General features: G+C 61.6%; 9 protein-coding genes and 2 tRNA genes. 10 read left to right on the top strand and 1 reads right to left on the bottom strand.

Going from position 1 to position 8,965, the window contains the following annotated elements:
* Position 1: 1 nt before the first annotated feature.
* The 6 genes from AC07RO_RS26845 to AC07RO_RS26870 all read left to right on the top strand — a co-directional run bounded on the left by AC07RO_RS26845 (position 2) and on the right by AC07RO_RS26870 (position 3,138).
* Positions 2–77: transfer RNA gene (locus tag AC07RO_RS26845), tRNA-Ala, on the top strand.
* 54 nt (positions 78–131) lie between these two features.
* Positions 132–207: transfer RNA gene (locus AC07RO_RS26850), tRNA-Glu, on the top strand.
* Positions 208–422: 215 nt separating this feature from the next.
* Positions 423–962 (top strand): TetR/AcrR family transcriptional regulator, encoded by a 540-nt coding sequence (locus AC07RO_RS26855; protein WP_495009685.1) that lies wholly within the window; start codon positions 423–425, stop codon positions 960–962.
* Between the two features lie 140 nt (positions 963–1,102).
* The gene (locus AC07RO_RS26860) at positions 1,103–1,543 is read left to right on the top strand and encodes an acyl-CoA thioesterase (RefSeq protein ID WP_495087529.1); all 441 of its coding nucleotides are present in this window, start codon (positions 1,103–1,105) and stop codon (positions 1,541–1,543) included.
* Between the two features lie 75 nt (positions 1,544–1,618).
* Positions 1,619–2,578 (top strand): tRNA dihydrouridine synthase, encoded by a 960-nt coding sequence (locus AC07RO_RS26865; RefSeq protein WP_192174865.1) that lies wholly within the window; start codon positions 1,619–1,621, stop codon positions 2,576–2,578.
* Between the two features lie 116 nt (positions 2,579–2,694).
* Complete coding sequence (locus tag AC07RO_RS26870; protein WP_346626401.1) at positions 2,695–3,138, top strand: Hsp20 family protein; 444 nt, start codon at positions 2,695–2,697, stop codon at positions 3,136–3,138.
* Between the two features lie 52 nt (positions 3,139–3,190).
* Here the strand turns inward: AC07RO_RS26870 and AC07RO_RS26875 are convergent, their stop codons facing one another.
* On the bottom strand, positions 3,191–4,087 hold the full coding sequence (locus AC07RO_RS26875; protein WP_495087530.1) for a LysR family transcriptional regulator: 897 nt from the start codon (positions 4,085–4,087) through the stop codon (positions 3,191–3,193).
* 155 nt (positions 4,088–4,242) lie between these two features.
* On the opposite strand from AC07RO_RS26875, the gene leuC reads away from it, so the two are divergent.
* From leuC to asd, 4 genes are all read left to right on the top strand, one after another.
* Complete coding sequence (leuC, locus tag AC07RO_RS26880) at positions 4,243–5,667, top strand: 3-isopropylmalate dehydratase large subunit (protein ID WP_495087531.1); 1,425 nt, start codon at positions 4,243–4,245, stop codon at positions 5,665–5,667.
* A gap of 10 nt (positions 5,668–5,677) precedes the next feature.
* Positions 5,678–6,316, top strand: a complete 639-nt coding sequence (gene leuD, locus AC07RO_RS26885; protein WP_282372744.1) for a 3-isopropylmalate dehydratase small subunit — start codon at positions 5,678–5,680, stop codon at positions 6,314–6,316.
* 141 nt (positions 6,317–6,457) lie between these two features.
* Positions 6,458–7,540, top strand: a complete 1,083-nt coding sequence (leuB, locus tag AC07RO_RS26890) for a 3-isopropylmalate dehydrogenase (RefSeq protein ID WP_495009688.1) — start codon at positions 6,458–6,460, stop codon at positions 7,538–7,540.
* 81 nt (positions 7,541–7,621) lie between these two features.
* Positions 7,622–8,734, top strand: coding sequence for an aspartate-semialdehyde dehydrogenase (asd, locus tag AC07RO_RS26895; RefSeq protein ID WP_192174867.1), 1,113 nt, complete (start codon positions 7,622–7,624; stop codon positions 8,732–8,734).
* Positions 8,735–8,965 lie beyond the last annotated feature (231 nt).

Here is an 8,965-nt window from a genome sequence, read left to right on the forward strand (position 1 = left end):
AGGGGCTATAGCTCAGCTGGGAGAGCGCCTGCATGGCATGCAGGAGGTCAGCGGTTCGATCCCGCTTAGCTCCACCAATTTCTGCCAGGGTTCGTCATGTTGTCATCGGCGAATCTGCTCGAAGGTTTTGCGTCCCCTTCGTCTAGTGGCCTAGGACACCGCCCTTTCACGGCGGTAACAGGGGTTCGAGTCCCCTAGGGGACGCCACGATTTCTCGCTCTGCGAGACCAAGGGTCATTCGATTATTGAATGGCCCTTTTGTTTTTCCGGGGTTTGAGTTCTCAATCCCTTCTTTCTTTGTTTACCTCGTCTTCAGTCATCTCTCTTGTCTCATCCGCCTGTCAGTCATCTCAAATGCCTGATGCGTCCTTGCCAACGCACATGATGAGGATAATATTATCGTCATCATCCCGGAGGCGGTCATGAACGACAAAAAAGCACAGACCCGCGAACGTATTCTCGCTGCTGCCAGCACCGCCCTGATTGCGCGCGGCCCGATCGAGCCCAGCGTCAACGAGATCATGGGCGCAGCGGGGCTCACGGTGGGCGGGTTCTATGCGCATTTCGACAGCAAGGAAGCCCTGATGCTGGAAGCGTTCAGCCAGTTGCTGGCCGAACGCCGTGAGATGGTCGCCAGCATTGACGACCAATTGCCGGGCGAGGAGCGGCGCGCGCTGTTGGCGGCGTTCTACCTGTCGCGCAGGCACCGCGACGCTCAAGAGCACGCTTGCCCCTTGCCGACGGCGATAGGGGAGATGGCGCGTCTGTCCGTTGATTTTCGCAACGTACTGGCCGAACACGTCGAACTGATGGTGGCGCAGCTCGCCGCCAGCCCTGAAGAGACCGACAAGACCCTGGCCGACATCGCCTTGATGGTCGGCGGCCTGGCACTCGCCCGAGCCCTGGGCCCCAGTGAGCTATCGGATCGGGTGCTGCGGGCAGCCAAGTCGGCGGTGCTCTGATGCCGTTGTAGGACTGGCTTCCGCCGGGAAGAGGCCGGCGCAGGCACCCTCAACCTCTGGCCAACCACGACCGCCCTCAGTTTTGTCCGATGCTTTTGGTTACACTGCCCGCGTAATGAATTTGATAGGGACAGAAAAACATGGTCTGGGATCTGGCAACGCCGTTCGTCATCGATCTGCAGGTGGGCGAGGAGGACATCGACGGCCTGGGCCACGCCAACAACGCCGTGTACGTCACTTGGCTCGAACGCTGCGCATGGCGGCATTCCCAGCACTTGGGCCTGGACCTGACCGAGTATCGCCGACTCGACCGGGCCATGGCCGTGGTCCGGCACGAAATCGATTACCTGGCCAGCGCCTACCAGGATGACGAGCTGCAACTGGCGACCTGGATCGTCGACTGGGACCAGCGTCTGAAGATGACCCGGCGCTTCCAGCTGAAACGGCCCAGTGACGGCATGACCTTGCTGCGGGCGCAAACCACCTTCGTCTGCATCGAACTCTCGTCGGGCAAGCCCAAGCGCATGCCGAGCGAGTTCATCGACGGCTACGCCGCCGGCCTGCACCGCGTTGTGTCCTGACGTTCGGCACGCGTAAACCGTATCCAATCCGCCGGCCTCTGCGTAAACTGCCGGACTTTTTTTCGAGTGTGACCCATGCAAATTGCCTTGGCGCCCATGGAAGGCCTGGTCGACGACATCCTGCGCGACGTGCTGACGCAAGTCGGCGGCATCGACTGGTGCGTGACCGAATTCATTCGGGTGACTGAGCGTCTGCTGCCGGAGCATTACTTCCACAAGCTCGCGTCCGAACTGCTGCAGGGTTCGAAAACCCGCGCCGGCGTGCCGCTGCGTGTGCAACTGCTGGGTTCTGACCCGGTGTGCCTGGCCGAGAACGCAGCCTTCGCGGCCGAACTGGGCGCCCCGGTCATCGACCTGAATTTTGGCTGCCCGGCCAAGACGGTCAACAAGTCCCGGGGCGGCGCGGTGCTGCTCAAGGAGCCGGAGCTGCTGCACACCATCCTCAGCCACGTACGCCGCGCCGTGCCGGCACACATTCCGGTCACCGCCAAGATGCGCCTGGGTTACGACAGCACCGAGCCGGCCCTTGATTGCGCCCGGGCGCTGGAGGCGGGCGGCGCTGAACACATCGTCGTCCACGCCCGCACCAAAGTTGACGGCTACAAGCCGCCGGCGCACTGGGAGTGGATCGGCAAGATCCAGGACGTGGTGAAGATTCCGATCATTGCCAACGGCGAGATCTGGACCGTCGACGACTGGCGGCGCTGCCGGGAAATCTGCGGGGCCCGTGACATCATGATCGGCCGCGGTCTGGTGGCGCGTCCGGACCTGGGCCGTCAGATCGCCGCTGCGCAAGCCGGGCGTGACGTCATCCCCATGACCTGGATCGAGTTACAGCCGCTGCTGCGGGATTTCTGGCTGCAGGCCATGGCCAAGATGACCCGCGTTCAGGCACCGGGCCGGCTCAAGCAATGGGTGGTTCTGCTGACCAAAAGCTACCCCGAAGCGACTCTGCTGTTCGATGCCCTGCGCCGCGAAACCGACTGCGAGCGGATCAGCCAGATGCTCGGCGTGAACGTGCCGGAAGCCGCCTGAAAAAAATCTTTTTCACGACTCTTGAAACGCAAATGGCTGTCCCTATTTTGGGGTTACGCGATGCCGAAATCGGGTCGCGGAGATAACCACTTGCTGATTTATCAGGAGATTTTCAGATGACTACTGCATTTTCCCTGGCTCCACTGTTCCGTCACTCCGTTGGCTTCGACCGCTTCAACGACCTGTTCGAATCGGCGGCGCGCAACGAGTCGGCGAGCAGCTATCCTCCCTACAACGTCGAAAAACACGCGGATGACCAATACCGCATTGTCATCGCGGCGGCGGGGTTCCAGGAGGAAGATCTGGAGTTGCAAGTCGAGAAGGGCGTACTGACCGTCACCGGCAGCAAGCGCGAGAACACCGCGGAAGGCGTGACCTTCCTGCACCAGGGCATCGCCCAGCGTGCATTCAAGCTGTCGTTCCGTCTGGCTGATCACATCGAGGTCAAAAACGCTGTTTTGGCCAATGGCCTGCTGAACATTGACCTGCTGCGTCTGGTGCCTGAAGAGGCCAAGCCAAAACGCATCGAAATCAATGCTCAGAAAACCCTGACTCACTGATCCCGAGTCAGCGTGAGAAGGCGCCCTGCGGGGCGCCTTTTTTTGTGCGCGTTCAGCGCGCCTGCGATTGCTCCAGCCCTGCAGCCTGCGCATCCAGCAGCGCCATGAACGCCCGCGCGGCGTTGGAAAGCGTGCGTTCGGTGTGGACGATATAGCCCAGCTGTCGGCGCAACTGAATGCCCGGTAACGGAATGGCCGTGACTTGCTCGTCCAGCATGGTCCGGGGCAACACGCTCCAGGCCAGGCCAATGGACACCATCATCTTGATCGTCTCCATGTAGTTGGTGCTCATGGCGATATTCGGCTTCAGCCCCTGGGCTTCGCAGAGTCCGCTGACGATGTGGTGGGTGAAGGTATTTTCGCCCGGGAACACCGCCGGGTAGCGGGCGATGTCGGCCAGGCTGACGTTTTTCTGAGTGGCCAGCGGGTGTTCGGGTGCCGCGACGAAATCCAGGGGGTCGTCCCAGACCTTCACTGCTTTTACCAGCGCGTGGGGCTCGGGCGCCAACGTAATCACTGCCAGCTCCGCACGGCCGTGGAGGATTTCTTCGTAGGCCACTTCCGAATCGAGAAACTGAATGTCCAGCGCGACGTCCGGGTAGGTCTTGGTAAACGCTCTTAACAGCGTAGGCAACCGGTGCAGTCCGATGTGGTGGCTGGTTGCCAGGGTCAGACGCCCGGTGACCTCGCCGGTCAGGTTGGTCAGCGCGCGACGGGTGTCGTCCAGCACGTTAAGGATCTGATAAGCGCGGGGGAGCAGGGCACGTCCGGCCTCGGTCAGACTGACTTCGCGGCCCAGCCGATCAAAAAGTCGCACGTCCAGCTGTTGCTCCAGCCCGGCGATGCGCTTGCTGACCGCCGGTTGCGTCAGATGCAGGCGCTCGCCGGCTGCCGAGAAACTGCCCATCTCGGCGATGGCGATAAAGGCATTGAGGTTGGCCAGATCCATCTCGGATTCCTGTTGGTTATGCAAAGCATGAAAAATATGAATTTGAGTTATTTAAGCACATTCCATAGCATCTCCCCCACAAGCCAAGGGTCTTTACGGTGTCATTGCGACATCGGTGGCCGGGGCATAGAAATACGCTGATGAGGAACCGTCTGATGGCCGGCAAAACGCTCTACGACAAGCTCTGGGATTCGCATTTGGTCAAGCAGCGCGACGATGGCTCCGCGCTGCTGTACATCGACCGTCACATCATCCACGAAGTGACTTCGCCTCAGGCTTTCGAAGGCTTGCGCCTGGCCCGTCGCAAACCGTGGCGCATCGACGCCAACGTCGCCACCGTCGACCACAACGTGCCGACCACCCCGGACCGCAAGGACGGCGTTGACGCCATCGTCGATCAGGTGTCGCGCTTGCAGGTCAAGACCCTGGACGACAACTGCGACGAATACGGCATCACCGAATTCAAGATGAACGACGTCCGCCAGGGCATCGTTCACGTCATCGGCCCGGAGCAGGGCGCGACCTTGCCGGGCATGACCGTGGTCTGCGGCGACTCCCACACCTCGACCCACGGCGCATTCGGCGCCCTGGCCCACGGCATCGGCACCTCCGAGGTCGAGCACGTCCTCGCGACCCAGTGCCTGGTCGCCAAGAAAATGAAGAACATGCAAGTGAAGGTCGAAGGCACGCTGCCCTTCGGCGTCACCGCCAAGGACATAGTCCTGGCCATCATCGGCAAGATCGGCACCGCCGGCGGTAATGGCCATGCCATCGAATTCGCTGGCAGCGCCATTCGTGACCTGTCCGTCGAAGGCCGCATGACCATCTGCAACATGTCCATCGAAGCGGGCGCACGCGTCGGGCTGGTGGCGACCGATGAAAAGACCATTGCCTACGTGAAGGGTCGTCCTTTCGCACCGACTGCCGAGCAGTGGGACGCAGCGGTTGAAGCCTGGAAGGACCTGGTGTCCGACGACGACGCGGTGTTCGACACTGTGGTTGAGCTCGACGCGACCCAGATCAAACCGCAAGTCAGCTGGGGCACCTCCCCGGAAATGGTCGTGGCCGTGGATCAGAACGTGCCGGATCCGGCGCAGGAAGCCGATCTGGTCAAGCGTGGCTCCATCGAACGCGCCTTGAAGTACATGGGCCTGAAGGCCAATCAGGCAATTACCGATATCCAGCTGGATCGCGTGTTCATCGGTTCGTGCACCAACTCGCGGATCGAAGACCTGCGCGCCGCAGCGGACATCGCCAAGGGCCGCAAAGTGGCGTCGACCATCAAGCAGGCGATCGTTGTGCCGGGCTCGGGTCTGGTGAAGGAACAGGCCGAGCGGGAAGGGCTGGACAAGGTCTTCATCGAAGCCGGTTTCGAATGGCGTGAGCCGGGCTGCTCGATGTGCCTGGCGATGAACCCGGACCGCCTTGAGAGCGGCGAGCATTGCGCGTCGACCTCCAACCGCAACTTCGAAGGCCGTCAGGGCGCCGGTGGGCGTACTCACCTGGTCAGCCCGGCGATGGCGGCAGCGGCAGCCGTCAACGGCCGTTTCGTCGACGTTCGCACCATGAGCCAGGCATAAGGAGCCCCGTATGAAGCCTTTTACTCAACACACCGGTCTGGTCGCTCCGCTGGATCGCGCCAACGTTGACACCGATCAGATCATCCCCAAGCAGTTCCTGAAGTCGATCCGCCGGACCGGCTTTGGCCCGAACCTGTTTGACGAGTGGCGTTACCTTGATGTGGGTCAGCCGTATCAGGACAACAGCAAGCGTCCGCTGAACCCGGACTTCGTGCTCAACGCCGAGCGTTACCAAGGCGCCAGCGTCTTGCTGGCCCGGGAAAACTTCGGCTGCGGATCGAGCCGTGAACACGCCCCGTGGGCGCTGGAAGAGTACGGCTTTCGCAGCATCATCGCGCCGAGCTACGCGGACATCTTCTTCAACAACAGCTTCAAGAACGGCCTGCTGCCGATCATCCTGACCGAAAGCGAGGTCGATGAGCTGTTCAAGGTGGTTGAAGCCACACCGGGCTACCAGTTGAACGTGGACTTGGAAGCGCAGACCGTGACCCGCGAAGACGGCAAGGTGTACCGCTTTGAAATCGACGCCTTCCGCAAGCACTGCCTGCTCAACGGCCTGGACGACATCGGCCTGACCCTGGTGGACGGCGAGGCGATTGCCGCGTTCGAGAGCAAGCATCGGGCTTCGCAGCCTTGGCTGTTTCGCTGAGGGGCAGCTGCAAGCTTCAAGCTGCAAGCGGCAAGTTGACCGCGGTGTGACTGCTGATTCTTGCAGCTCACCGCTTGGAGCTTGCCGCTCCCGAGTCGGCACCGATCACCGGCTCGACACGTATTCTGAAACGAGGGTTTTATGAGCAAGCAGATTCTGATTCTTCCAGGTGATGGCATCGGTCCGGAAATCATGGCCGAGGCGGTCAAGGTGCTGGAGCTGGCCAGCGGGAAATATCAGCTGGGGTTCGAACTGAGCCACGACGTTATCGGCGGCGCGGCCATCGACAAGCATGGCGTGCCGCTGGCCGATGAAACCCTTGAGCGCGCCCGTTCCGTTGACGCCGTATTGCTCGGCGCCGTGGGCGGCCCGAAATGGGACGCCATCGAGCGCGACATCCGTCCGGAGCGCGGCCTGCTGAAGATCCGCTCGCAACTGGGCCTGTTTGCCAACCTGCGTCCGGCAATTCTGTATCCGCAGCTCGCCGATGCCTCCAGCCTTAAGCCAGAAATCGTGGCCGGCCTGGATATCCTTATCGTCCGCGAGCTGACCGGCGGTATCTACTTCGGTGCACCGCGCGGCACCCGCGAACTGGAAAACGGCGAGCGCCAGTCCTACGATACGTTGCCCTACAGCGAAAGCGAGATCCGCCGCATCGCCCGCGTCGGCTTCGACATGGCCCGCGTGCGCGGCAAGAAGCTCTGCTCGGTGGACAAAGCCAACGTGCTGGCCTCCAGCCAGTTGTGGCGCGAAATCGTCGAGCAGGTCGCCAAGGATTACCCGGACGTAGAACTCAGCCATATGTACGTCGACAACGCCGCCATGCAGCTGGTCCGCGCACCTAAGCAGTTCGACGTAATCGTGACCGACAACATGTTCGGCGACATCCTCTCCGACGAAGCGTCGATGCTCACCGGTTCCATCGGTATGCTGCCGTCGGCGTCGCTGGATTCGAACAACAAGGGCATGTACGAGCCCTGCCACGGGTCGGCGCCGGACATCGCCGGCAAAGGCGTGGCCAACCCGTTGGCGACGATTCTGTCGGTGTCGATGATGCTGCGTTACAGCTTCAACGAACACACCGCCGCCGACGCCATCGAGAAAGCCGTCAGCCTGGTGCTGGATCAGGGCTTGCGCACCGGCGACATCTGGTCCGAAGGCAATGCCCGGGTCGGTACGCAGGAAATGGGCGACGCCGTAGTCGCCGCGCTGCGCAATCTGTAATATCTCGGGCCCACGACTGTCAGGTTGAGCCCTTTGGCTCTCTGCGGTCGGGGCCCCACTTTTAATTAAGGTGTAGTTGCGATGAAACGTGTAGGTCTGGTCGGTTGGCGCGGGATGGTCGGGTCCGTGCTCATGCAACGCATGCTGGAAGAGCAGGATTTCGATCTCATTGAGCCGGTTTTTTTCACCACCTCCAACGTCGGCGGCCAAGGCCCGTCGGTGGGCAAGGACGTCGCGCCGCTGAAAGATGCCTACAGCATCGACGAGCTCAAGACCCTGGACGTGGTGCTGACCTGCCAGGGCGGCGACTACACCAACGAGGTTTTCCCCAAGCTGCGCGAAGCGGGGTGGCAGGGTTACTGGATCGACGCGGCGTCATCCCTGCGCATGCAGGACGATGCGGTGATCATCCTCGATCCGGTCAACCGCAAGGTCATCGACCAGCAGCTGGATGCCGGCACCAAGAACTACATCGGCGGCAACTGCACCGTCAGCCTGATGCTGATGGGCCTGGGCGGGCTGTTCGAGGCCGGTCTGGTGGAGTGGATGAACGTCATGACGTATCAGGCCGCTTCCGGCGCCGGTGCGCAGAACATGCGTGAGCTGATCAAGCAGATGGGCGCGATCAATGCGTCGGTGGCCGACGAGCTGGCGAACCCTGCCAGCGCGATTCTGGACATCGACCGCAAGGTGGCTGAGGCGATGCGTGGCGAGGGCTTCCCGACCGAGAACTTCGGGGTGCCGCTGGCGGGCAGTCTGATCCCGTGGATCGACAAGGAGCTGCCAAACGGTCAGAGCCGTGAGGAGTGGAAAGGGCAGGCGGAGACGAACAAGATTCTGGGTCGTTTCAAGAGCCCGATTCCGGTCGACGGTATTTGCGTGCGGATCGGTGCGATGCGGTGCCACAGTCAGGCGCTGACGATCAAGCTGAACAAGGATGTGCCGATCGCGGATATCGAGGGGATGATCAGTCAGCACAACCCGTGGGTGAAGCTGGTGCCGAATAATCGCGAAGCGAGCATTCAGGAGCTGAGCCCGACGTCGGTGACCGGGACGTTGAATATTCCGGTGGGGCGTTTGCGCAAGTTGAACATGGGTTCGCAGTATCTGGGCGCGTTTACCGTGGGCGACCAGTTGTTGTGGGGCGCGGCCGAGCCGTTGCGTCGGATGTTGCGGATTCTTCTGGAACGGTAATCACCCGGCGACCTGCGGCGTGGGTTCGTACGTCAAGATCAAGAGCGTCTGCCTGGGGGCAGACGTTTCGCCTTCGGCGAGTTACTTTTGAAAAGCACCAAAAGTAACCAAAAGTGCCTGCTCCTGGTTTGTTTCCTCCTTCGTCGGAATCCCCTCACTCCGGTCCCGCTCCGTGGGCCCGCTGCCATCCGCCATCCATGGCGGGGGGCAGCTCTCGCCGCATCCATGCGG

The organism is Pseudomonas sp. GW821-FHT07F05 (genome assembly GCF_059418765.1).